Below are 24,377 nucleotides of genomic sequence, written 5' to 3'. Positions count from 1 at the left end.
AAACTTCATCACGAAACCATGATCAATAGATTAATATTATTTTTTATCTCGCTCGCATTAATTATAAACACTGGCCAAGGACAAAACCTAAAAATTAAACAGCTCCAAATCCCTGTTCTAAAATCTAAATCACATTCCCCGACATTACAGTTCAGCCTTAACACGGCCTATGACTTTGAAATCAAAAATGTAACCTTGTCCTTCAAGGAAAGTACTGACTTAGCTGACATTGAGTCCATCAGCATTTTTGATTTGGGACAAGACAGTAGTTGGCAAGTGGAAAAAGGAAAACTATTGGTGCAATCCCCATTAATCAAAGCAGAATGCTCCATCAAGCTATCAGTACCACTGGCGAAAGACCAACATTTCTTTATAGTGGCAGTAAAACTATCGGATAAAGCGCCTCTGGACCATTTTATCGCTGCTGAGCTAAAACAAGTCCTACTTTCGAATTCCAAAACCCTAAAACTTTCTAAAAAGCCAAAGGTCTTGAAACAAAGAATTGGTATTGCATTAAGAAATGGAGGTGATGATGGAGTGGTCAGGTATAGAATTCCAGGACTGGCACAAACCAATCAAAAATCCCTCTTGGCCATTTATGATATTAGAAGGGATAATGGTCGTGATCTCCAAGGTGATATTGATATAGGAGTAAGCAGAAGTACAGATGGAGGCAATACTTGGGAACCCATGCGCATAGGTTTGGATATGGGTGAATATGGAGGACTACCTCAAAAGTTTAACGGGGTCAGCGATGCCTGTATTTTGGTAGACAAAAACAGCGATACCATTTACCTTGCGGGCTGTTGGATGCATGGAGTCATTGATGAAAAAACAGGTGAAAAAATCACCGGATTGAATGAAAGCTCCAGCAACTGGAACCACCAATGGAGGAATAACGGGTCACTTCAAGGCTTTGACATTGACAAAACCTCCCAATTTATTATTGCAAGATCTACCGATGATGGCAAAACCTGGGGAGAACCTATCAATATCACCCAAAGTATCAAACATGCTGATTGGCATCTGGCCGCTCCAGCGCCAGGGTCTGGAATCACCTTAGAAGACGGCACTTTGGTAATACCATCACAGGGAAAGGACGAAAATCAAATCCCCTTTTCCAATATCATTTTCAGTAAGGATGGCGGAAAAAGCTGGATGGCCAGTAAACCTTCCTATACCAACACCACCGAAAATATGGTGGTCCAACTCAGTGATGGTAGCATAATGCAAAATATGCGGGATAATCGAAACCGGCAGGACAAATCTGAAACAAATGGCAGGGCGATTTATACTACTTTGGATCTGGGGAATACTTGGAAAATGCACCCTACCAATCATGATTCCCTAATAGAGCCAGTATGCATGGCCTCCATCTATAAACATGAATACATTGATAATAAGGGAGAGAAAAAATCAGTGCTTCTTTTTTCAAATCCCAATTCAAAATATGAGCGAAAATCCATGACCATTAAAGTAAGTTTTGATGATGGTCAGAGCTGGCCGGAAGAAAATTGGTTGCTATTGGATGACTTAAGCCTCCAAGGTGGATATTCCAGCATTACCTCTATTGACAACAATACCATAGGTATATTATACGAAGGCAGCCAGGCACAAATGACCTTTGAAAGGATTTCCTTGGAGGAATTGGGGATTAAGGATGCAAAAAAAGAATAACGGGAACTAGCTATGGAGGATTTAAAATCCTCCAGTATTTATGGTTCGGGATTTAAAATACAGAATGGTCCCCCCTCCTCCAAAAACTTTAACAGGAAAAAAATAAACTAATAACCATAGAAAACACTAACTGTCCTCTTTTAACATCTTTTATATTTCAATACTCAATGATTTTTCCGAAACTGTGAATCCATTTTGGGTACTAATGTTTTTTAATTTTGATGTAAACTGATGAATTCAAAGAGCTTTTTAATGACGGCCCTACTTATTCTTTGTTTTATTGCAGATGCAAGTACGCAAACCAAGCAGTCACTTAGCGAAACCGAAAAAATAAAACAGTTTGGTCTAGTCTGGGGATTGATAAAATACCACCATCCCCAAGTGAGCAAAGGGAATTACGATTGGGACAATGTATTTATAGAAAACTTTAGCAAATTAGATAACATCAAAATCCAAGCAGAACTGAATCAATTATTACTTGATTTTGTAAACAGTGTAGACCCTGGCAAAATTAAAGTCTCAACAAACCTTTATGACTTTTTCACTAAAAACTATGACTATAAATGGATCGAAAAGTACAAATTCTCTCCTGATCTTTATTCTCATTTATCTAATCTAAGGGACAATACCAATATTAAAAGCCATTATATCACGAGACATACTTTCTCTTCAATTCCCTCCTTTGATAATGAAAATGGCTTTGACAGTTTTAATTATACCCTTAAAAGTCATCGGCTTTTATCTCTCTTTAGCTTCTGGAATGTAATACAATATTATTATGTCAATAAATACCTAATTGATAAAAACTGGTTAGATATATTGGATGAATTTATCGTGAAATTTTCAGACTGTAAATCGAAATTTGACTACGAAAAAACCAAAGCTAATCTTTTTACACATTTAAATGATTCACATTCTTTCTATTACAGCCAGGAATTGAGTGATTCTTTAATGACCTACAAACCTCCATTTGGTGTAAATATGATTAATGACACCTTAGTCATCTCATTCGTAACAAAAACTCTAGAAGAGAAATATGATTTAAAGCTGGGTGATTTAATTTTTGAGGTGGACGGAAAAAGCATTCATGCTAACCTGAACGAAAAAGTAAAACCATTTCTTTCTTCCTCAAATGACACCTACTTGAAAAAATGGGCCAACTGGATAATTTTCAGTAACAAAGTAAACTTGGAACTAAGCATCAAGCGAGACAATCAAATCTTAAAAGCATCACTCAACCTGGACAATCTTAGTAGAACAAATGAATACTCCGCACTCAAATCTTCCACGCCTACTGAAAAATGGAAAATCCTCAAGGGCAATATTGGCTATCTAAATTTAAAAACCATTTCAAATGATGATCTGAAAAATGCATTCAAGTGCTTTTCCAGTACAAAAGGAATCATCATTGATTTAAGAAATTATCCAAGAAACATCTATCTCAATACACTTGCAAAACACCTCTATCCCAAAAAGAAAAAATTCATCCAGACTATTTCTCCAATTCCCAACAGACCTTCGTTAGCACATTATGACAAAGCGCCGCTAAAAATCATAAAAAACCCCTTTATAGCAGGTAGCAAAAATCCAAAGTATTATAAAGGAAAGGTTTTATTACTCGTTAATAAAACTACGATGAGTCAAGCTGAATATATTGGTATGGCCATACAAGTCTCGCCAAACTGTATAACTGTAGGAGAAAATACCGCTGGAGCCCAAATGAACGTAGCTTCATTTATCTTACCAGATAAGTCAGAAATTAATTTCACGAGTTTGGGAGCATTCTATCCAGATGGAACAGAAGCACAAAGAATAGGCTTAAAAATCGATTATTATGTAAAAGAAACCACTTCCAACTTTCTGCGAGACCAATATCTATTGAAAGGGATTGAATTAATCAATTCACCTCATTAGGCAATTTCTTCAGCTGAGGAGAATTTAAAATACACCGTTATTATAAGATCCGGTAGACTGATCCCTTAAAGCCCCCCTCTGATGTTCCTTGTGATCTCTGTGGTCCCTAAAAAACCAACAACCCCTGCTCTCTCAATATCTCCCAAACTTCCGATTCCACCAATTCTTCAAAATCACCGACATTGGCTTCATAATCTTCCCAAATTTCTTTAAGCATACTCAAAGGTTGATCATAGGATACGTTGGCTAATAGGCTGGCCACCCATTCTGCAAATTCCTCTGGCAACTCCATAGCAAAATCTTCTTGCTTACCCGAAAAGACCAACTCAACAAAACCAGGTTCTCCTGAATCAAGTAGATCAGGTTGCGCCCCGATCCAAACAATCCTTTGATGTTTCTTATAGACTAATCCGGGTTCTTCCGCAATTTTCCTTTGGATATAGTTTTTGGGGATAGTGGTCGCTGGCACCTTGAAGTCAAACCATTCCTTCAATGGAATCTCAAAGCCTACTCCATGCATATAATTGAATAGGGACTTCCTCAGGCCTTCCGAGAATGTTGCATGGTCAACCCCGACAGGATCTTCATAGCCTACCTCATTATTGGCAAATGGCGCCAATTCCAAATCAGTTCTTTGCACACCAAAAGCCTTTGGGTCCAAGCCAACTGGACTATGGGCGGTCATGGCAAAACGGTGCCAAAAACCTGATTGTAAAACACCTTCCTCAAAAAGCTGACGCACCATTTCCAAGGAATCAATGGTTTCCTGAGCAGTTTGGGTAGGATAACCATACATCAAATAGGCATGCACCATAATCCCTGCTTGTGTAAGATGATGGGTAACTTGCGCCACTTGCGCCACGGTTACTCCCTTTTTGATCAAGCCAAGCAATCGATCAGAAGCAACTTCCAACCCTCCTGAAATGGCAATACAGCCAGAAGCCCTCAACAATCGGCAAAGATCAGCAGTAAAATTACTTTCAAAACGGATATTGGTCCACCAAACGACCACAAGCCCCCTTCTCAAGATCTCAAGAGCCAAATCCCGCATCAAAGCAGGTGGTGCCGCTTCATCTACAAAGTGGAAACCATTGGTTCCCGTTTGCTCCATAATTTCCTCAATCCTATCACAAAGGATAGCAGCAGTAATGGGTTCGTAGCGACCAATATAATCCAAGGAGATATCACAGAAAGTACATTTCCCCCAATAACAGCCATGGGCCAGAGTCAACTTATTCCAACGACCATCACTCCATAAGCGATGCATAGGATTGGCTACCTCAATCACCGAAAGATATTCACTCAAAGGCAAGTCACTATAATCAGGAGTTCCCACATCCCGCTGAGGTACATCTTTATCTGTAGCCCCATTGATCATTTTTACCTCACCCTCCAAACAAACAAATGTTCGCTTTAAAGCTTCCAAAGGCAGTTTCCCTTCCAAGTGTTCCAACAACAAACGAACGGGGGCTTCACCATCATCCAAGGTGATATAATCTACATAATCGAAAATTCTTGCATCTTTCAAACTTCTTAACTCTGTATTCGGATAACCACCACCCATCCAAACTTTAATTTCTGGATGATTTGCCTTTAGGTATTGACCACACTTCAATGCTCCATAAAGATTTCCTGGAAAAGGAACTGAGAAAGCTACCGAATCAGGCTGATATGACTTTATTTTTTCCTCCAATAAATCAAGCAATATTGTATCGATAAGACTCACTGGCTCCTGAAGAGCTTTCTCCATTTCATCAAAGCTGCCTGCTGACATACCCAAGCTCTCCGCATAGCGACTAAAACCGAAATGGGGATCTATGGCCTCAGTAATCAGATCTCCTAAATCCTCCAAATACAAGGTAGCTAGGTAACGGGATTTGTCCCTTAGGCCCATTGTCCCGAAGGCCCAGTCCACATCTCCCAACTGCTCAAATCGAGCTGCCTGGGGCAAAAAATTTCCCTCGGAAATATGATAGGCCAGTGTTGGATTCTTGTCCTGCAAAAAATCAATCACTGTATCTATCGTCTGCAAATAAGCAGCCTTCATCCTCAATATTCTATTTACATTGTCTGAATATTGGAGTCCTTGCTCTTCTGCCAATTCAAAAACCTGCATTAGCCCTTTTTTTGAAAACAAGGCTAAAATCACTTCCAAACCCAAATCAGCCTGATTTGACGTAATGTTTAAGGTATTTAGATAACCTTTTAGATAGGCCGTTGCTGGATATGGAGTATTCAGCTGGGTAAATGGAGGGGTGATGAAGAGAACTTTAGTAGCCAAAGTATTAGGGATTGATTTGGGGCAAAATTATAAAGAAAGGTGGAATAATTCATGATTTGTGGCAAAACCAGGTGCCAGTAAGCATAACTCCAGTCATTGGAAGTCCCATAAAAAAATCATTTTCCTATAACCTTTCTTCAAAACAGCTTGTCTAAGCTCTACCTTTCCAAACATTACAAATAATTTAACTTCTGCAAAATGAAAAAGATTCAAGTCTATTAACTTTTAAGGGACTAGTATTTTTTAAAAGATGCTATCAACGAATCAATGGATTCACTTGATTCTAAACTTCCATTTCCGCCTACAATTACCCCTTTAGGCTTGGCTCTTTTTGTTTTGTTTGCGACCTTCGAGCTTATCAACTTGAGAGAGAGCCATAAAAAACTTTAAAACTTTCCCTAATTGGCATTTTTATAATTGGCTTAGGCAAACAAAGTCTAAAAATACCCCACATGGGGTATTTTATGGGATTACAGCATTATTTACCTTACAATCAAATTCAAATAAACCCAAAATGTACTTGATCTTATTTGAGGTGATAAATCTTGACAATGCTTAAATTTTAGTTAAAAATCACTTTTTATTCAGATTAGAGTCAGTAAAAATTATTTTAAAACTTATGAAAAAGCCCTTTATTTTTATCCTGAGTTTATTAATTCAACATTATAGTTTTTCTCAAAACTCACCCCAGGAACCAAATAATAATTTCGCCTTTAGAATATACAAGGCGACCAAACCAGATTCCAGCAACTATTTCATTTCCCCTTACAGTCTCAATTTAGCATTAGCTATGACCATGGAAGGTGCAGGATCATCCACCAAGCAGGAATTGGAAAGTTTATTATCAATCAATAATCTTGAAAAGGAGTCCAGTGAAAACTTTGGTTTAAATGGACCATCAAATAATGAAGCTCCCAAAATTCAACCTCAGCACATCAAAAATGATGATGGCAGCAATAACAACCAGCTCATCATAGCCAACTCCTTATGGATAAAAGACAATTTTGAGATAAATCCCCAATACAAAGATAAAATTCAGACAGACTATATGGCCGATGTCTTTAGCTTTAACATGGGTAATAATACGGATCCCAACCAAAAGTTAAATGACTGGTTATCAAACAAAACCCAAAACAAAATAAAGAGATTAAATGGATTAGGGAAAAATGTCAAATTGAGCCTTTTGAATGCAATTTATTTTTTTGGACAATGGGAAAAGCCATTTGAAGCCAACAGGAATTCTTTGAGCCTATTTTATACCATTACAAAGGAAATGGTTAGTATAGACTTTATGTATAATCAGTCCAATTACCAGTATTATGAAGATCCAGAACTTCAGGCTATTCATATTCCTTATCAATCCAATCAATACTCTATGATGGTACTTTTACCAAAGAGTCATAAAAGTCTCTTGGAATTGGAGGAAAAGATCAACCTGGATTACCTTTCAAAAATAGACAGCCTAAGTGCTGAAGAAGAGATTAAGTTGACCCTTCCAAAAATGAAGATTGAATCCGAGATCAACCCGATCAAGGACATTAAAAAGATGGGTTATTCTTTAATGTTTTCTGACAAAGCAGATTTCAGCGGTATTTCAAGCAAAGATTCTTTGAAAATAGGTGAAATCATCCATAAGACCACTTTTGAAACCAATGAAATAAACAGTGAAGCCACAGCAGCTTCCTTAAATAAAATGGTGATTGTTGGCTACAGCGGCTTAGGATCCAAGCCCAAAAAGACGATAAAGCAATTCCATGCCAGTCGCCCTTTTATATTTTTTATAACTGACAATAAAACAGGCTCAATAATTTTTACTGGGAGGTTTGTAAGATGATAAGTTTCAACTTTGTATAAATTATACTCAAGTTAGGAAGATTTAAAATCCTCCTAAATATCAGTAAAAAAGAAAGGTGGAACTCAAGCCCCACCTTTCTAATATTCTAACACTAAATCACAAAATTTACATTAATCACAATTTCCTTCAATATCACAGGCACTGCCTGTTTCAGTTCCTTCAACAGATTTTAAAGGAGCTCTCTCCGCTTCATAAGCTTTCCAAGCAGTATCCAATGCCTGGCTAAAAGTTTCTTTTGCCTGTGCTCCGGAAACACCATACTTCTGGTCCAGTACAAAAAAAGGAACACCTCTCACCCCTAATTGCTGGGATTCATAGATGTCGTGGTTAACAGCTGCATCATAATCAGCAGACTGTATGGCAGCCTCAGCTTTTTCCACTTCCAATCCAACCTCCTTAGCTAAGAGGATCAAGGTGGCATCATCATCCATATTGGCACCTTCAGTAAAATAAGCATGAAACAACCTCTCCTTTAGGGCATCACCTTTACCACTTATTTTTGCGTACTGCAAAAGTCTATGTGCTTTTCTAGCATTGGCAACAACCACTTTACTGAAATCATAATCCAGACCTTCTTCCTTAGCCATTGCTGCTACCTGCTCACCTGCCTCTTCAGCCTGTTCTAAACTCCAACCTTTGGTTTCTGCCAAATACTGAGCAATGCTTTTGTCAGGTTCAGTTTTCATTTCAGGATTCAACAAAAAACTTTTCCACTCCACCTGCACCTTGTCTTTATGAGGAAATTCCTCCAGTGCAGCTTCCAATCTTCTTTTTCCGATGTAACAAAATGGACACATGATGTCCGACCAGATTTCTATTTTCATAGTTAATTTTGATTATCTTAATGGTAAATCAATTTTGAAGCGTTTGAGTTCAAAAATTATATGAAAACTAGAGAATGTCCCTCGTGTGCGATGGAGGTAGATGCCAAAGCAAAAGAATGTCCCATTTGCAAATATGAGTTTCCAAAACGTAGCCCACTCTTTCAATGGGCCGCTATTCTGTTGGCTATTCTTTTTATTCTTATGTATCTGTTGTGAAAAACAGATTAAAACACCCTATAAAGGATAAAGGTGCCAAATAATAAAACTACCTTTATCTTAACTAAACCATCTCCAAATGTTGCTCCAAAGACTCCAAAACAGCATCTGTTACCAAATGATAAAATGGAACTGGATCATTGTTCACTTGCACAGCTTCCAAAGCACGATAATAAGCAAGCCTAGATGCATTATCTCCTTTTAAATTGGCAATGGTGTACCCATTACTGACCAGGATCAAATTCATAATCAATCGACTGGTCCTTCCATTTCCATCTACAAAAGGATGAATACTCACCAAACGCTCATGAAGTTCTGCAGCCAAAAGCACTGGATGCAGTACATTCCTTTGTTGTTGGTAATGCAGGAAATAGTCCTCCATCATTTTATCTATCAAATAAGGTTGAGGCGGAACATGCTGACTACCACTAATCCTCACAGGAACAGAACGATATTTGCCAGCATTTTCTTTATCTATCCCCTTTAAGACCAAATAATGCAGATCTAAAAGACTCCTTTTATAAAGCTCCACCTTATCAGAAGCCAACTTCTCTAAATATTCAACTGCCTCGGCATGGTTGATAGCTTCCAAATGTTCTCTCATGGACTTACCACCAATGGTAATTCCTTCATTTACTACCAAATGGGTTTCTTGCAAGGTCAAAGTATTTCCTTCAATTCTATTACTTTCAAAGGTATAAGCCACATTAAAGTACTCCTTCATCTTTTTAAGCTGAACTGCTCCCAATGGTCTTCTACTTTGCCATTTTTCTTTAAGCATATCCACCTTTTCCAACTTGGATAAAATTTCAGATGGAATCTTTTGGAGTACTAGTGATTGCTTCCCTGCAAGGTATTCTACCCTACTTTCTGCCAATGCCAGTATTTCAGCAGAATCCACTTCATACTGTACTAAGTTCAACACTTTCTCTACCAACCATATCTTCTTCAAATCAGTAAATGACAATTCATAGGCTTCCGCCAAACTTATCAGGTTTTTTTCTGATGGCAACCTTTTTCCGCGCTCAAACTTGCTGAGCAATCCTGCATCTATACCTGTCAGACTTACCACTTCCTTTAAAGCTAGTGCTCGCCTTTCCCTACTATCCATCAAAACAGCTGCTAATGTCTCCATTTGACTTTTATATTTTTGACAATTTAAGTCAATTTTTTAGATTTTAAAAATATTTATAATATAATCCTACCCCAACACCCAAACAAATAAAGTATTGGACAATAGACTATTAGTCCAAAATCGGATTAAAACCATCGTTCAATCCAATTTATTACCAAACAATCTATTGAAGCCCACTCTTGAGTTTCAAAATATAATTATTTGAACCATGAAGAACTCAGGTCAAAGCCTATACACATCCTTGCTTTAATAAAATTTCTATTAAAATATTTTGTTTATTTCACCATTAATTCGAACATTTGTACCGCATTAGAACAATGAGTCATTTAATCAACATAGCAGCGCACAGTACTTCAATGGATATCCTATCCATTAACAGCATTGCTATGCCTACTTTTTCAATAAGGAAAGACTTCAGGAGTCTTTTTAGGGCCTAGTCCCTGCTATTATTATGGATATCTCACGCGGATGTCTTTCTACCCAAATCAAATTTATTTTCTTTATTACTTACAGGAGTCAATCAGTTGGCAAAACAATGTCGGGAACTAGAGCCAATCACGACTCCCTCGATAAATACCAAACATGACAAAAAGTCAATTTATCATACAGCCTGCCGGAGAGCAGCACTGTAAATATGCCCAAGAAATTGTGGATGAAATGGCTACTTCCGCCCAAGCCAGAGGAACAGGCATTGCCAAACGTTCCCCTGAATACATCACTCAAAAGATGCGGGAAGGAAAAGCTGTGATCGCGCTATCCAAAACTGGAGAATGGGCTGGTTTCTGCTATATTGAAGCATGGAGCCATGGGAAGTTTGTGGCCAATTCAGGACTGATCGTTTCCCCTAATTTCAGAAAATCAGGCCTTGCCCGTGAAATCAAAAAAGCGGTTTTCAAGCTTAGCCGTAGTAAATTCCCAGATGCTAAAATATTTGGGTTGACCACAGGTGCTGCCGTGATGAAAATCAACTCTGAATTGGGATATGTACCGGTCAGCTACTCAGACCTAACCGACGATGAGGAATTCTGGAAGGGCTGTCAGAGTTGTGTCAACTATGAAATCCTAAAAAGCAAGAACCGCAGCAATTGCCTTTGCACAGCCATGCTTTATGTTCCTAAGGATCAAAAGAAAAAAGAAGTGGCCATGCGCAAGGATTTTGACAAAAACCTAAGCCTGTTTGAGCGACTAGTGCGTATGAAGCGTGCCGTCTTCACAGGCATAAAAAAAAAGACCAATAAAACGTTAGAATTAATATAAAAATGAAAAAAGTAGTTTTAGCATATAGCGGTGGTTTGGACACCACTTTTTGCGCAATTCACTTGTCCCAAGAAAAAGGTTATGAAGTTCATGCCGTATTGGTAAACACTGGCGGATTCAGCGAAGAAGAGTTAAAAGCCACCGAAGAAAGGGCAGGAAAACTGGGGATTGCTTCATTTGAGGTTTTGGATGTTACTCAAACCTATTATAATGAAGTCATAAAATACTTGGTGTTTGGTAACGTTTTGAAAAACCAAACCTACCCGCTTTCTGTTAGTGCTGAGAGGATCCTTCAGGCCAAGGCCCTCGCAGAATATGCTAAAAAAATCGGAGCAAAAGCTGTAGCTCATGGAAGTACTGGTGCTGGTAATGATCAGGTGCGTTTTGACATGATCTTCCAAACCATCCTTCCTGAAGCCGAAATCATTACCCCGATCCGTGATTTGAAATTGAGCCGCGAGGCCGAAATCGAATATCTGAAAAAGCACGGTGTGGAAATGAATTTCGAAAAAGCAGCCTATTCCATCAATAAAGGTATTTGGGGAACATCTGTTGGTGGTAAGGAAACCCTTACTTCTGGTGATACCTTACCAGAAGAGGCCTACCCTACCCAATTAACTAAAACAGAACCTGAGAACATCACCTTGCAATTCGAATCAGGAGAGCTAAAAGGTGTCAATGGACAAAATTTCGATAATCCTGTAGACGCCATCTTGAAAGTTCAGGAATTGGCTGATCCTTATGCCATTGGTCGTGACATCCACGTTGGTGACACCATCATTGGTATCAAGGGGCGTGTAGGCTTTGAGGCTGCTGCTCCATTGATCATTATTAAGGGCCATCAGCTATTGGAAAAACACACTTTGACCAAATGGCAGACTTTCTGGAAAAACCAGATTTCCGAATTCTATGGCAACCACCTTCATGAGGGACATTATCTGGATCCTGTAATGAGAAACCTGGAAGCATTCCTCCAGGATACTCAAACCTTCGTTACGGGTACCGTAAAAGTGACTTTGAAACCTTATCAATTCCAATTAATTGGTATTGAGTCCGAACATGATTTGATGTCTGCCAAATTCGGCAGCTATGGTGAAATGAATAAGGGTTATACTGCTGAAGATGTTAAAGGATTCACCAAAATCCTTGGCAACCAAACAGCTATTTTCCACAAAGTGAACCAAACCTTAGAAAATGACTAAAATTAAAACGGCCATTATTGGCGCTGCGGGATATACTGGAGGGGAATTGCTAAGAATTTTGGTAAACCACCCCAACTGTGAATTGGTATACATCCATAGCAATAGCCAAAAAGGCAAAAAAATAGATGAAGTACACCCAGATCTGATCGGTGACTCCGATTTGATCTTCACGGATGAAGTAAAAACTGAAGGTTTGGACGCCGTCTTCTTGGGCTTGCCCCATGGACAAGCCAAGTCTTTTTTGGAAGAGAACAAATTCGATGAGAATACCGTCATCATCGACTTGAGCACCGATTTCAGAGATGAATCCAACGGCTTCCTTTATGGGCTTCCAGAGATCAATGCCTCTAAAAATAAAGGCGCCAAGCGCATTGCCAACCCAGGCTGTTTTGCCACTGGTATCCAATTGGCCTTGGTGCCTGCCATAGCTGCTGGATTGGCCAAAAATGACATCCATATTACCGGAATCACTGGAAGTACTGGTGCGGGCAAAAAGCTGAGTGAAACCACTCATTTTAGCCAGAGAAACCAGAACGTGTCAGTTTATAAGCTATTTACCCATCAACACCTAAAAGAAATCAAACAGACTTTTGGGCAGTTGCAGGACGGCTTTGACCAGAACTTACTATTTGTACCCTACAGGGGCAATTTCTCCCGTGGCATTTGGATCACTGCATACTTTCCATACGAAGGCACTTTAGAAGATGCCTATAAAGTTTATAAGGAATTCTATGCCGATGCGCCATTTACGCACGTTTCAGAAAAGGACATTGACCTTAAACAGGTGGTAAGCACCAATAAGTGCATTGTTCACCTGAAAAAAGAGGAAGGACAATTGGTAGTTTATTCAGCCATTGACAACCTTTTAAAAGGGGCCTCAGGGCAAGCTGTCCAGAATTATAACCTGGCCTTTGGGCTAGATGAAAAAGCAGGTTTGAAACTTAAAAGCGTAGCTTTTTAAATTCCTAAAGATGAAACTATTTGATGTTTACCCTTTGATCAATGTAACCCCGGTAAAAGCTGCTGGCAGCAAAATCTGGGATGATCAGGGAACAGAATATTTAGACTTATATGGTGGCCATGCTGTGATTTCTATTGGGCACAGCCATCCACATTATACCAAGCGGATAAAGGATCAATTGGACAATATTGCCTTTTACTCCAATTCTGTACAGATTCCTATCCAAAAGGAATTGGCAACAAAATTGGGAGAAGTTTCTGGCTATGCTGATTACGATTTATTCCTATGTAACTCAGGTGCAGAGGCCAATGAAAATGCCTTAAAGCTTGCGTCCTTTGACACAGGCAAGAAAGGCTTTATTTCCTTTACTAAAGGTTTTCATGGCAGGACAGCAGGTGCAGTAGCCTTAACTGACAATCCAAAGATCATCGCTCCTTTCAATGAACATGAGCACGTGCATATTCTTCCCTTCAATGAGCTAGATGCGGTTGAAAAGCAATTGGCCAAAGGTGATATCGCAGGGATCATTGTAGAAGGAATCCAAGGTGTTGGAGGCATTCAGGTACCTAATGCCGAATTCCTATTGGGCCTTTCTAAATTGGCTAAGCAATATGGAGCGAGACTAATCTTGGATGAAGTACAGTCTGGTTATGCAAGGACAGGAAAATTCTTTGCCCACCAGTGGGTGGAAGGATTAAAACCCGACCTGATCACTGTAGCTAAAGGAATGGGTAATGGCTTCCCAATTGGAGGAGTTTTGATCAGCCCTGACTTCAAAGCTTCCCATGGATTATTGGGAACTACTTTTGGAGGCAACCATTTGGCCTGTGCAGCAGCATTGGCTGTATTGGAAGTAATTGAAGAGGAAAACCTTATCGAAAAATCACTTGAAAGTGGTGAAGCTTTAATCAAAGAACTGAAAGCTATTGAAGGTGTTACGGAGGTACGCGGCAAAGGCCTGATGATCGGATTTGATCTGGAAATTGAGGCAGCACCAGTAAGGGCAGCTTTGATTAAGGAACACAAAATATTCACTGGTAGCTCAGGTGGAAAACACACCATTCGTTTGCTTCCCCCGCTGAATATTGAGTCAAAAGCATTAACTTTATTTATTCAAAAGTTAAAAACAGTATTAACCATTAATAAAGTCCAATAGGACAAAATAAAACCAATGATATCAAAGCGTTCATTTTTTCAAAAAGATGAACGCTTTGTATTAAAGGTTTTTATTATTCTTAAAACTTAATTTACCCATGAAATACTACACCCAATTTGAAAACAAAAGCCTAGCCGATCAACTGATCCAACAAGCCTTGGAATATAAAGCCAATCCCTTATTGGACCAGAATCTTGGGGCCGGAAAGAGAATTGGATTAATATTTTTGAACCCTAGCCTTAGAACCCGTGTAAGCACGCAGATTGCTGCTGCCAATTTAGGCATGAGTGCCATCGTGCTCAATATGGACAAAGAAGGCTGGGCATTGGAAATGGAAGATGGTGCTATCATGAACCAGGGAAAAGTTGAACATATCCGCGATGCAGCAGGGGTATTGGGCAGCTATTTTGATGTATTGGCACTGAGAGCCTTCCCTTCCCTAACCAATAAAAAGGAGGACAGTGAAGATTATATCCTTAACCAGTTTATCAAGCACAGCGGTCTTCCAATAGTGAGTTTGGAAAGTGCTATCCGTCACCCATTGCAGAGTTTGGCTGACATGATCACCATAGATGAGCACAAGAAAAAAGATAAGCCAAAAGTAGTCCTTACTTGGGCACCGCATATCAAAGCTATCCCCCATGCTGTGGCCAATTCATTTGCAGAATGGTCAGTAGGTTGCGGACATGATGTGACCATCACCCACCCTGAGGGATATGAATTGGACGAGAGATTCACCAAAGGAGCCAAAATTGAATACGATCAGGACAAGGCGCTTGCAGATGCAGACTTCGTTTATGTTAAAAACTGGAGTGGCTTCAATGAATATGGAAAAATCCTTTGTACCGATGAATCCTGGATGCTGAACGAACAAAAACTGTCAGAAGCTCCAAATGCTAAAGTCATGCATTGTCTTCCTGTAAGAAGAAATGTAGAGCTTTCGGATGAGATTTTGGATGGTCCCAGAAGTTTGGTACAACATCAAGCCAAAAACAGAATTTATGCAGCTCAAGCAGCACTTAGCCATATTTTAAAATAAGCTTTTCCCCTAACAACCTATTGACCCAATATGAATATCAGTATTGTAAAAATTGGCGGTAACGTCATTGATGATCCGGAAAAACTGGAAGAATTTTTAGCTTTGTTTGCCCGACTGGAAGGAAAAAAAATCCTTGTGCATGGCGGCGGTGTAATGGCCTCTAAATTTGGTGAAAGCTTAGGAATAAAGCCAAAGATGGTAGATGGCAGAAGAATTACCGATGCTGAAACCCTTGATGTGGTAACCATGGTCTATGCGGGCCTGATCAACAAAAAAATAGTTGCAAAACTTCAAGGTCTAAAGCAAAATGCCTTGGGCTTTACCGGTGCAGACGGTAACCTTATTCGCTCTTCAAAAAGACCGATTGGAAAAATTGATTATGGTTTTGTGGGCGATGTAAAGGATGTTGACACTGATCTTTTGGACATATTGTTGGCCAAGGATATTGTCCCAGTAGTTTCTGCTATTACCCATGACAGAAAAGGAAACCTATTGAACACCAATGCCGATACCATTGCCTCTGAAATAGCTACTTCCATGGCTAAAAAGCACATGGTTAGGCTTTATTTCTGCTTTAACAAAGCAGGAGTGCTCATTGATGAAAACAATGATGATTCAGTAGTTCCCCGTATCAACGAAGAAATTTACGAAGAGCTGAAAAAGGACAATGTCATCCATTCAGGCATGATTCCTAAATTGGACAATGCTTTTGCTGCCCTGCAAAAAGGGGTTAGTAATGTTTGGCTTGGAAAAGCTGAAAACCTGATATTGGCAGCTAAAGGAAAAAAATCAGGGACCAATATTGAAAGGCATAAATATGACCTTTATTGATCCTTGTTTCAGGAATATAAAAAGCAATAAATAAAACTTTAAATCACTTTTGCTGATTTATGCATAAGCTCAAAGAAGAAGCCAAACAGCTTCTACAGCAATTGATCGAAACTCCTTCCCTAAGTCGAGAGGAAGAAAATACCGCCAAGGTATTGGCAGATTACCTCCTTCAAAAAGGAGTAGATATCAAACGCAAAAAAAATAATATCTGGGCGGTCAACAAGCATTTTGATTCTCAGAAACCCAATATCCTACTGAATTCCCACCATGATACGGTAAAGCCCAATAATGGTTATACCAAGGACCCTTTTAAGGCCATCATTGAAACTGGAAAATTATATGGATTGGGCAGTAATGATGCTGGAGGTTGCTTGGTAAGTCTGGTAGCCACCTTTGTTCATTTCTATGAAAAAAAACTTCCTTTTAACTTAATACTTGCTGCAACAGCGGAAGAGGAAATCAGTGGCAAAGAAGGAATTGCCTATTTGCTTGAGGACCTTCCTGAAATCCATTTGGCCATTGTTGGAGAACCCACTCTATTGGATGTGGCCGTAGCAGAAAAGGGTCTTATGGTTATCGATGCAACGGTTACAGGAAAAGCTGGACATGCTGCCAGAAACGAAGGCATCAATGCATTATATGAGGCACTTCCTGACCTGAATACCATCAAGAACTATAAGTTTAAAAAGATATCTGATTATTTAGGGGAAAGCAAAGTCTCCGCTACGATTATCCAGTCCGGCAGCCAACATAATGTCGTTCCTGACAAATGTGTTTATACCTTGGATGTGAGGGTTACAGACAGCTATACCTTACAGGAAGCTTTGGATGAGCTAAAAGAAGTATTAAAGGCAGATTTGCAGCCACGATCTATGCGACTGAATAGTTCTGCCCTTCCTAAAAATCACAAAATTTGGGATACCATCCATTCAATGAACTTGAAATGTTATGGCAGCCCTACCCTATCGGATCAGGCTTTGATTCCTTATCCATCGATCAAGATTGGTCCAGGGGATTCCGCACGCTCACATACTCCAGATGAATTCATTTATTTGGATGAAATCGATCAGGGAATCGATAGATATATTGCTATTTTGCAACATTATTTTGATCAAAACTAGAAATTAACCTTCCCATCAATTTGGGAACAGCAAATACAAGCATGAAACTTTGGCAAAAAAATACCACCAGCACCAAGGAAGTAGAACAGTTCACCATTGGGCGTGACCCAGAATTTGATATTATCTTGGCTCCCTTTGACGTATTGGGTTCCTTGGCACATGCTACCATGTTGGAAAGCATCAGGCTTTTGACTAAGGATGAGCTGGCCACCTTGAAAAAGGGCTTAAGAGAAATCTATGCAGAAATTGAAGCTGGAACCTTTAAAATTGATCCAGGAGTTGAAGACGTGCATTCTCAGGTTGAATTTCTACTTACAGAAAGATATGGTGATGTAGGTAAAAAGCTACACAGTGGCCGATCCAGAAATGACCAAGTAGCAGTAGACCTCAAACTTTATTACCGTTCTGAAATCCAAGCGGTACTTGCAGCAACCAAATCACTTTTTGACCTTTTGGTGAAATTGGCTGAAAAGCATCAAAATGATTTGATGCCAGGTTATACCCACACTCAATTGGCCATGCCTTCGTCCTTTGGGCTTTGGTTTGGTTCTTTGGCAGAATCATTGGCAGAAGACCTTGAAATGCTTCAGGCAGCTTATAACCTTGCCGATAGAAACCCATTGGGCTCAGCAGCCGGTTATGGCTCTTCTTTCCCTCTCAACAGGACAATGACCACAGAACTATTGGGCTTTAAGGAAATGCACTATAATGTGATCAATGCCCAAAACAACCGTGGAAAAACGGAAAAAGCGATAGCCTTTGCCATGGCAGGCTTAGCAGGAACGCTGAATCGTTTGGCTTCAGACACTATTATCTTTATGAACCAGCATTTTGGTTTTGTGAAGTTTCCTGATAACCTAACCACAGGTTCCAGTATCATGCCGCATAAAAAGAATCCTGATGTCTTCGAATTGATTAGAGCTAAGGCCAATCAAATCCAAAGTGGTCCTCAAAATTTGATGATGCAAATGACCAATACCACCACTGGTTACCACCGCGATTTGCAACTATTGAAAGAAACCACATTCCCTGATTTTGAGAAATTAAAGGACTGTCTACAGATTACCGAATTTATGTTAGAGCATATTGAGGTAAAATCAGGAATTCTTGACGACAAATTTTACAAACACCTTTTCAGCGTAGAAGTGGTCAACGAATTGGTATTACAAGGCATGCCATTCCGAGATGCCTATAAAAAGGTTGGCCTGGATATAGAAAGTGATAATTTTACTCCAGAGCATAAAGTTAACCATAGCCATGAAGGAAGCATAGGTCAACTTTGTCTGGATGAAATCAAACAAAAAATGGATCAAGCCATTGCCAAATTTGATTTCGGAAAAATCGAGTCCAGTTATAAAAAATTACTGGAAGACTGATATCAAAATTTGTACGGTGGACAAGAGATGCCAGGCTTATACAAGGTCTGGCATTTTATTTTACTATCAAAAAAGAAGCTCCTGCTTACTAAATCACCTCTTACAATTGCCATCTTTCTTATAAATTCGTTATTTTGAATCTTTAAATTTTTGAGCGGTGCCATACAAAGAAAAAGAAATAGAAAAGAAGTATTATTCCATAGGTGAAGTTGCTGAAATGTTCAAAGTAGCCACTTCCCTGATCCGCTATTGGGAAGGTGAGTTTGACATCATCAAACCCAAAAAGGACAAAAAAGGTAACCGCAGGTTTACCAAGGAGGACATCGAAAAAATCGGTCTCATTTTTCATTTGGTAAAAGAAAAAGGCTACACCTTACAAGGTGCACAGGAAATCATCAAAAAGGACCAATATGAGGTTTCCGATAAAGCCGGCATGGTCAACCGCCTGAAAGAAATCAGGAGCTTTTTAATCGAAATCAGGGACAATCTACATGCAGAAAACGACGGATGAAACAAAACTACTTTATTCCATAGCACTAAGCCTTATTCCCCAACTGGGGCCCAATATTTACAAAACCATCATCAGCTATTGTGGAACGGCTGAAAACTTTTTTAACCTAACACGTGGCAAGGCTGCCAAAATCCCCGGAATAGGCCCCAAATTACTTGAAATCAGGAAACAGAAACTGCAATTTCTGCAGAAAGCGGAAAAAGTGTTAGAGGACTGTTTAAAACATCAAATTAACATCCATACATATCTTGATCCTAATTACCCCTCGAGGTTAAAATCTTATTTGGACTCCCCTGTACTTCTATTTACCAAGGGAAACATCAACCTTAATCCAGAAAGGACCATTGGTATAGTAGGAACAAGAAACGCCTCGGATTACGGCAAACTGACGACTCGTAAGATAGTTGAAAGTCTATCCACATTCCAGCCAACAGTCATAAGTGGTCTTGCTTACGGGATTGATATTACCGCGCACAGGGCTGCCTTGGATTTTGGATTACCTACCATTTCAGTCTTGGGCAACTCACTTGAATCTATTTATCCTGCCAGCCACAAGAGTACAGCCCTCAATATGATGGAAAATGGAGGTTTGGTCTCCGAATACAAGGTTGGCACCACATTAAATGCCAATAATTTCCCCGCAAGAAACCGAATTATAGCTGCTCTCTCTGATGCTCTGATCGTGGTGGAAGCGGCAAAAAGAGGTGGTGCATTGATTACAGCTGAAATCGCCTACAGTTATAACCGTGAAGTCTTTGCAGTGCCAGGTAATCTCCAAAACACCTACAGTGAAGGCTGCAACAACCTGATCAGATCCATGAAGGCCAGTATTTATACAGGGCCAAAAGATATTCAAGAGGCACTTTCATGGGACAAGGAAAATAAAAACCCGTCCTATCAAAAGAATAAACCAAAACTGGAGCTGGAACAATTTTCCCCAACTGAACAAATTATAATCAAACTGTTACTAGAAGAAAAAACACTGGAAATCGACCAACTCAGCTGGCAATCCCAAATTCCCGTTTCCCAGTTGGCTTCTCTCCTGCTCAACTTGGAATTTCAAGGATTGGTAAAGTCCTTTCCTGGGAAAAAATATGGCTTGTGCTAAGTATAAATTTTACTATTCGGGATTTGGAATCCCGAATAGTAAAATGATGGTGGATTTTAAATCCTCCACATCAAAATTCGCCATTAAAAAGGGGGAATAGCTTAAGATCACCCAAAAACAAATTTGGCTAGTTTCATAGCCTCCCCAAACTCCTCCATATCTAAATTTAGATGGTGTCCTTCTTTTTCAAGCACTTCTATCATTACCTCAGTAGCCACGTTCCCTACCAATTCATCCTTGGCCATCGGACAACCCCCAAAACCCTTGATAGCCCCATCAAAACGGGCACAGCCTCCTTTCAATCCAGCCTTAATTTTTTCTTCAATGCTTTCTCGCCTACTATGAAAGTGAGCCCCAAATTCTATTGATGGATAGGCTTGAATATTAGTGCTAAACAGTTCCTCTATCAGCTTGGGCTCTGCCACTCCAATCGTATCTGACAGGGCAATTATCTTAATTCCCATAGCATCTAATTTCCCTACAAATTCCGCTACTATTTCAGTGGAAAAGGTCTCCCCATAAGGATTGCCAAAGCCCATACTTAAATAGGTGACCAAGGTTTTACCTTTGATTTCACAAAGGTTCTGAATGTCTTCAACTGTTTCTAGCGCTTCTGCAATGCTTTTATGGGTATTTCGCTGCTGGAAAGTTTCTGAAATGGATAGAGGAAAACCCAAATAATCAATCTCCTCAAAATGTAAGGCATCTTCTGCCCCTCTCTTATTAGCTATTATTGCCAATAATTTTGATTTAGAATGGAATAGATCCAATAGCTCCAACAATTCAGCTGTATCACGCATTTGGGGCATGGCTTTGGGACTCACAAAACTTCCAAAATCCACCGTATCAAAGCCTACCTCTAACAATTGGTTGATATATGCTGCCTTTATGGCTGTATCGATAAATTCTTCTCTCCCCTGCATGGCATCACGGGGACATTCTATGATCTTCATATCTGTTGGTAGTTGCTTGTTCCTAAATAATCGAAATTAATTAAATTAATTTGTTTTACCCCCCCTATTTCATCAAATAAGATCATCCCTAGCTGAATAATGTAAATCCTAAAAAAACAGGTACCAGAAGCTAAAACCTCCAATACCTGTCGGTAATCGATGCGTATTAAACTTAATAGATTAAAAAATATTAGTTTTCTTATTCCAATACCTTTGCATAATTGATGCCCGCCTTGTCCCAGTATTTAGTTTGAATTACTGCTAAAGCCTGCTTAAAGTCAGCAAAATCCTTATTGTCCAATTCAGTCCAACCCACTTCTGCAAATGCTGCTATTCTAGGGAAGGTCTGGTATTCTACTTTTTCATTATTAGGAGCCCACTCTGTCCACATTTGACAGCCAGTTCCATATACATTCTGATGATATTTAGCATCCAATCCTTCTGGAATAGGATCAAAATTATAGGCTTTTTCCAAGCTGATACTTTTATAACTATAATCCAAATAGGTATTGCTATGCAGGGAATTCACAATTCCGTAACCTTTCTCTGCTGCCTCAGTGGCCAGCTCAAGATTGCCTTTCCAAAAGTGCACCACCACATTCTTTGCCAGTTCAGTTTCTGCTTCTTCATCGTTCTTTTTCTCACTGAAATCTGTATGGATGTTTGTTCCCATAATCTCATTCCAGCCCATCATTCTTCTGCCATTTTCTTCAATGAACTTAGAAATGTCATTGGTAAAACTAATCTGCAAATCGGCTGGAGTTTTTATACCATGCTCCTTCATATACTTCTGCACGTGGGCGGATTCCTCCCAAACTTTGTACCCCACTTCATCACCACCAATATGGATGACCTCTGAAGGAAATAACGTAAAAATTTCATTAAGAACATCCTTGGAAAACTGGACAAACTCGGGCTTCGTAACATCATAATTATCATAATGTCTTCCAAACTTTACAGGAACATCAATATCCTTTCCTGCTGTCCCCAACCAAGTATAGGCAGCAATAGCGGCACTTGAGTGGCCTGGCATTTCAAACTCGGGAACAATGGTAATATTCCTAGCTGCTGCATAAGCAACAATATCTTTAATTTGCTCTTGGGTATAAAAACCTTCATGGGCTTCTCCAGATGTCTCTCCACTGCCCCAAGTTCCTATTTCAGAATCCGATCTCTTGGAGCCTACTTCAGTCAATAAAGGATATTTTTTTATTTCAATCCTCCAACCTGCATCATCGGTTAAGTGCCAGTGAAACCTATTCATTTTTAACAAAGCCATTTGGTCCAAGACTTTCTTTACAAATTCTTCCCCTTGGAAATACCTTGACTCATCCAACATATAAGCTCTCCAGCCAAATCGAGGTTTATCCTCTATTTTAATGCTAGGTACCAACCAAGTTTGAGCTTGGCTGCCTTCAGAAGGTTCCTTGCTAATGATTTGTCTAAGACTCTGAATTCCATATAACCATCCTGCTGTTCCTGCTGCTTCAATACTGATCTGGTTGGGATTTACACTTAGTACATAGGCTTCAGAAGCTAAACCCTCATTTTTTATAAAATTCAATTGCGCACGTCCTCCTTCATTAATTTCAACTTGAATTTCATCCTTGAGGTAATCAGCCAATAATTCAGCAACTTCCTTTTGTTCCTCATCATTAGTGGAAACTGTCAGTTTACCATTCAACACCATAGATGCTTCTCCAGACTCGATACTGTTTGGTTGAGGAACTATCAATAATTCTTCAGCTGAAAAAGTCCTTCCCTTTTCCGTACAGCTAATTATTATCAGGGAAGAAAATAATAAGGAAAACAATGCTTTGATTTTCATACTTTAATTTTAGTCTAAGGTTAACGAGAACTAAAATAAAGCAAAATGAAATATAAAACAATATATTTATTTCGTTTCAAAAGATTTTAAGTTTTTATTTCTTACGTCTTTCTATTTCAAAACAAACAAAAAGGCTATTATGCATCTAATTAGATTCATAATAGCCTTTTTTCATTTTGTAATTAGCCCTATCAAATTCCTTGAATGGCCCTTTCATTTACCTACAGAAACAGGTGGTAAAGGTGGTGGAACTTGATTACTAATTGGCTTAATGCTTTTCAAATAGGCAAAAATAGCATCAATTTCCCCATCAGTATAAAACTGAAACATTTCCCAGGGCATAGGTGGCAATATCATCCTGGATCCATCTAAGCCTTTATATTTCCCTTCTCTAAAGACCTTATATAGCTGCTCTACTTTCCAGTTACCAATACCCGTTTCATCAGGGGTAAGATTGGCTGCATAAGAAACACCCCAAGGTCCTATCCATTCTGTTAAATCACGGGTGACCACAAGTCCCTTGGCTTCCATTTCTGCTTTGTTAACTTCTATTTTTGGCATATCAGTCGTGTGCCCTGATAACCATAATGCTGAATCCAATACAGGCCCATGATCAGTCATCTTTTTGGGCGTATGGCAATCATTACATCCTCCTACGAGTACTAAATGTTCCCCGAATTTAATTTGGCTTTCAAACCCATTATAAAGGGGTGTTTTGTCCATAGGAACCTCTTCTACAATACTGCCGGATTTCTTTTCGCTACATTGGAAAAGAATGATAATTGATAAAACCGACAAAAAGGAACTCATATACGTTTTCATTATATTTTGGGTATTTATAGTGCCTTATGCAAAATTTAAATGTACCCTTCGATGACCTATCCATCTTTTCTAAACTCCCTCAATCAACAAAATGCCATCTCCAACTAGAAACCAACATCGATAAGTTACTGAATATAAGTTAGTTGAATTAATTAACAATTAAAACGCATATGACACAATTATTTTCACCAATTGCAGGTATATAATCCCCCTAAGCCATTAAAAACTTATTTGTTAATGATTAACCTTTATATCAATTCAACTAATAAAAAAGGGTGGCCAACACCACCCTAATTACTTTGTAAACATA

Annotated in this window: 19 protein-coding genes; 13 read left to right on the top strand and 6 right to left on the bottom strand. The window is 39.2% G+C overall.

Annotated features, from left to right (window positions below; genetic code table 11):
* Window positions 1-18 precede the first annotated feature (18 nt).
* Window positions 19-1,677, top strand: coding sequence for a sialidase family protein (locus tag KMW37_RS05190; RefSeq protein ID WP_215223557.1), 1,659 nt, complete (start codon window positions 19-21; stop codon window positions 1,675-1,677).
* Window positions 1,678-1,908: 231 nt separating this feature from the next.
* On the top strand, window positions 1,909-3,591 hold the full coding sequence (locus tag KMW37_RS05185) for a S41 family peptidase (RefSeq protein ID WP_215223556.1): 1,683 nt from the start codon (window positions 1,909-1,911) through the stop codon (window positions 3,589-3,591).
* Window positions 3,592-3,697: 106 nt separating this feature from the next.
* Here the strand turns inward: KMW37_RS05185 and KMW37_RS05180 are convergent, their stop codons facing one another.
* A complete protein-coding gene (locus KMW37_RS05180; protein ID WP_215223555.1) occupies window positions 3,698-5,872 on the bottom strand; it encodes a B12-binding domain-containing radical SAM protein in 2,175 nt (724 codons plus the stop codon).
* Between the two features lie 619 nt (window positions 5,873-6,491).
* On the opposite strand from KMW37_RS05180, the gene KMW37_RS05175 reads away from it, so the two are divergent.
* On the top strand, window positions 6,492-7,706 hold the full coding sequence (locus KMW37_RS05175; protein WP_215223554.1) for a serpin family protein: 1,215 nt from the start codon (window positions 6,492-6,494) through the stop codon (window positions 7,704-7,706).
* 131 nt (window positions 7,707-7,837) lie between these two features.
* Here KMW37_RS05175 and KMW37_RS05170 read toward each other — a convergent pair whose 3' ends face one another.
* Window positions 7,838-8,551, bottom strand: a complete 714-nt coding sequence (locus tag KMW37_RS05170; RefSeq protein ID WP_215223553.1) for a DsbA family oxidoreductase — start codon at window positions 8,549-8,551, stop codon at window positions 7,838-7,840.
* A gap of 280 nt (window positions 8,552-8,831) precedes the next feature.
* Window positions 8,832-9,902 (bottom strand): Fic family protein, encoded by a 1,071-nt coding sequence (locus KMW37_RS05165; RefSeq protein WP_215223552.1) that lies wholly within the window; start codon window positions 9,900-9,902, stop codon window positions 8,832-8,834.
* A 582-nt stretch (window positions 9,903-10,484) separates the two neighbouring features.
* On the opposite strand from KMW37_RS05165, the gene KMW37_RS05160 reads away from it, so the two are divergent.
* The 10 genes from KMW37_RS05160 (at window position 10,485) to dprA (ending at window position 20,464) form a co-directional block, all read left to right on the top strand.
* Window positions 10,485-11,159, top strand: coding sequence for a GNAT family N-acetyltransferase (locus KMW37_RS05160; protein ID WP_215223551.1), 675 nt, complete (start codon window positions 10,485-10,487; stop codon window positions 11,157-11,159).
* Between the two features lie 2 nt (window positions 11,160-11,161).
* Window positions 11,162-12,361: an argininosuccinate synthase gene (gene argG / locus KMW37_RS05155; RefSeq protein ID WP_215223550.1), complete on the top strand. Its 1,200-nt coding sequence runs from the start codon at window positions 11,162-11,164 to the stop codon at window positions 12,359-12,361.
* Window positions 12,354-13,322 carry an N-acetyl-gamma-glutamyl-phosphate reductase gene (gene argC / locus KMW37_RS05150; RefSeq protein WP_215223549.1) on the top strand — a complete coding sequence of 323 codons (969 nt, stop codon included), beginning with the start codon at window positions 12,354-12,356 and terminating at the stop codon, window positions 13,320-13,322. The genes argG and argC overlap by 8 nt, the downstream gene beginning before the upstream one ends.
* 10 nt (window positions 13,323-13,332) lie before the next feature.
* Window positions 13,333-14,478 carry an aspartate aminotransferase family protein gene (locus tag KMW37_RS05145; RefSeq protein WP_215223548.1) on the top strand — a complete coding sequence of 382 codons (1,146 nt, stop codon included), beginning with the start codon at window positions 13,333-13,335 and terminating at the stop codon, window positions 14,476-14,478.
* A 97-nt stretch (window positions 14,479-14,575) separates the two neighbouring features.
* Window positions 14,576-15,517 (top strand): N-acetylornithine carbamoyltransferase, encoded by a 942-nt coding sequence (locus KMW37_RS05140; protein WP_215223547.1) that lies wholly within the window; start codon window positions 14,576-14,578, stop codon window positions 15,515-15,517.
* Window positions 15,518-15,547: 30 nt separating this feature from the next.
* A complete protein-coding gene (argB, locus tag KMW37_RS05135; RefSeq protein WP_215223546.1) occupies window positions 15,548-16,348 on the top strand; it encodes an acetylglutamate kinase in 801 nt (266 codons plus the stop codon).
* A gap of 59 nt (window positions 16,349-16,407) precedes the next feature.
* Window positions 16,408-17,469 carry a M20 family metallo-hydrolase gene (locus KMW37_RS05130; protein ID WP_215223545.1) on the top strand — a complete coding sequence of 354 codons (1,062 nt, stop codon included), beginning with the start codon at window positions 16,408-16,410 and terminating at the stop codon, window positions 17,467-17,469.
* A gap of 41 nt (window positions 17,470-17,510) precedes the next feature.
* Window positions 17,511-18,845 carry an argininosuccinate lyase gene (argH, locus tag KMW37_RS05125; protein WP_215223544.1) on the top strand — a complete coding sequence of 445 codons (1,335 nt, stop codon included), beginning with the start codon at window positions 17,511-17,513 and terminating at the stop codon, window positions 18,843-18,845.
* A gap of 157 nt (window positions 18,846-19,002) precedes the next feature.
* Window positions 19,003-19,356 carry a MerR family transcriptional regulator gene (locus tag KMW37_RS05120; protein ID WP_215223543.1) on the top strand — a complete coding sequence of 118 codons (354 nt, stop codon included), beginning with the start codon at window positions 19,003-19,005 and terminating at the stop codon, window positions 19,354-19,356.
* Entirely contained in the window at window positions 19,337-20,464 is a 1,128-nt protein-coding gene (gene dprA / locus KMW37_RS05115) for a DNA-processing protein DprA (protein WP_215223542.1), read from the top strand. The genes KMW37_RS05120 and dprA overlap by 20 nt, the downstream gene beginning before the upstream one ends.
* Window positions 20,465-20,571: 107 nt before the next feature.
* Here dprA and KMW37_RS05110 read toward each other — a convergent pair whose 3' ends face one another.
* The 3 genes from KMW37_RS05110 to KMW37_RS05100 all read right to left on the bottom strand — a co-directional run bounded on the left by KMW37_RS05110 (window position 20,572) and on the right by KMW37_RS05100 (window position 24,067).
* Window positions 20,572-21,417 carry a hydroxymethylglutaryl-CoA lyase gene (locus tag KMW37_RS05110; RefSeq protein ID WP_215223541.1) on the bottom strand — a complete coding sequence of 282 codons (846 nt, stop codon included), beginning with the start codon at window positions 21,415-21,417 and terminating at the stop codon, window positions 20,572-20,574.
* A 199-nt stretch (window positions 21,418-21,616) separates the two neighbouring features.
* A complete protein-coding gene (locus tag KMW37_RS05105) occupies window positions 21,617-23,245 on the bottom strand; it encodes a beta-N-acetylhexosaminidase (RefSeq protein WP_215223540.1) in 1,629 nt (542 codons plus the stop codon).
* Window positions 23,246-23,458: 213 nt separating this feature from the next.
* On the bottom strand, window positions 23,459-24,067 hold the full coding sequence (locus KMW37_RS05100) for a cytochrome c (protein ID WP_215223539.1): 609 nt from the start codon (window positions 24,065-24,067) through the stop codon (window positions 23,459-23,461).
* Window positions 24,068-24,377 lie beyond the last annotated feature (310 nt).

Source organism: Echinicola shivajiensis, from assembly GCF_018642165.1.
GTDB classification, from domain to species: domain Bacteria; phylum Bacteroidota; class Bacteroidia; order Cytophagales; family Cyclobacteriaceae; genus Echinicola; species Echinicola shivajiensis.
The sequence above is the reverse complement of the archived record's forward strand: the minus strand, read 5'-3'. Positions and strand labels throughout refer to the sequence as shown.

Excerpts from the sequence above, each read along its gene's own strand:
- KMW37_RS05190 (WP_215223557.1), top strand. The coding sequence starts at position 19 with ATGATCAATAGATTAATATTATTTTTTATCTCGCTCGCATTAATTATA.
- KMW37_RS05185 (WP_215223556.1), top strand. The coding sequence starts at position 1,909 with ATGAATTCAAAGAGCTTTTTAATGACGGCCCTACTTATTCTTTGTTTT.
- KMW37_RS05175 (WP_215223554.1), top strand. The coding sequence starts at position 6,492 with ATGAAAAAGCCCTTTATTTTTATCCTGAGTTTATTAATTCAACATTAT.
- KMW37_RS05170 (WP_215223553.1), bottom strand. The coding sequence starts at position 8,551 with ATGAAAATAGAAATCTGGTCGGACATCATGTGTCCATTTTGTTACATC.
- KMW37_RS05165 (WP_215223552.1), bottom strand. The coding sequence starts at position 9,902 with ATGGAGACATTAGCAGCTGTTTTGATGGATAGTAGGGAAAGGCGAGCA.
- KMW37_RS05160 (WP_215223551.1), top strand. The coding sequence starts at position 10,485 with ATGACAAAAAGTCAATTTATCATACAGCCTGCCGGAGAGCAGCACTGT.
- argG (WP_215223550.1), top strand. The coding sequence starts at position 11,162 with ATGAAAAAAGTAGTTTTAGCATATAGCGGTGGTTTGGACACCACTTTT.
- argC (WP_215223549.1), top strand. The coding sequence starts at position 12,354 with ATGACTAAAATTAAAACGGCCATTATTGGCGCTGCGGGATATACTGGA.
- KMW37_RS05145 (WP_215223548.1), top strand. The coding sequence starts at position 13,333 with ATGAAACTATTTGATGTTTACCCTTTGATCAATGTAACCCCGGTAAAA.
- KMW37_RS05140 (WP_215223547.1), top strand. The coding sequence starts at position 14,576 with ATGAAATACTACACCCAATTTGAAAACAAAAGCCTAGCCGATCAACTG.
- argB (WP_215223546.1), top strand. The coding sequence starts at position 15,548 with ATGAATATCAGTATTGTAAAAATTGGCGGTAACGTCATTGATGATCCG.
- KMW37_RS05130 (WP_215223545.1), top strand. The coding sequence starts at position 16,408 with ATGCATAAGCTCAAAGAAGAAGCCAAACAGCTTCTACAGCAATTGATC.
- argH (WP_215223544.1), top strand. The coding sequence starts at position 17,511 with ATGAAACTTTGGCAAAAAAATACCACCAGCACCAAGGAAGTAGAACAG.
- dprA (WP_215223542.1), top strand. The coding sequence starts at position 19,337 with ATGCAGAAAACGACGGATGAAACAAAACTACTTTATTCCATAGCACTA.
- KMW37_RS05110 (WP_215223541.1), bottom strand. The coding sequence starts at position 21,417 with ATGAAGATCATAGAATGTCCCCGTGATGCCATGCAGGGGAGAGAAGAA.
- KMW37_RS05105 (WP_215223540.1), bottom strand. The coding sequence starts at position 23,245 with ATGAAAATCAAAGCATTGTTTTCCTTATTATTTTCTTCCCTGATAATA.
- KMW37_RS05100 (WP_215223539.1), bottom strand. The coding sequence starts at position 24,067 with ATGAAAACGTATATGAGTTCCTTTTTGTCGGTTTTATCAATTATCATT.